This window comes from Bacillus hominis (genome assembly GCF_018332515.1).
Classification (GTDB): Bacteria; Bacillota; Bacilli; order Bacillales; family Bacillaceae_G; genus Bacillus_A; species Bacillus_A hominis.
This window is the reverse complement of record NZ_BOQD01000479.1, coordinates 1-249: the sequence shown is the minus strand read 5'-3', so window position 1 is coordinate 249 and position 249 is coordinate 1. Positions and strand designations below refer to the sequence as shown.

The following is a 249-nucleotide window of genomic DNA, read 5'->3' as shown; positions in this document are numbered from 1 at the left end:
GCCGTTCGCCCATTGGCGGGCGCTTGCTGCGTAAACGTCTGCCAGGCGTAAAAGTCAAATCGGCAGGTGTTCATGGTCTGGTAAAACACCCTGCAGATGCGACAGCAGCAGATGTTGCCGCTAATCATGGCGTATCTCTTGAAGGACATGCCGGACGTAAGCTCACTGCTGAGATGGCACGAAATTACGATCTGATTCTGGCAATGGAGTCGGAACATATTGCTCAGGTTACCGCAATCGCTCCCGAGG

Annotated in this window: 1 pseudogene; it reads left to right on the top strand. The window is 53.8% G+C overall.

From position 1 onward, the window contains the following. Positions 1-249: pseudogene (etp, locus tag KI356_RS28910) on the top strand (protein-tyrosine-phosphatase Etp); the annotation flags it as partial.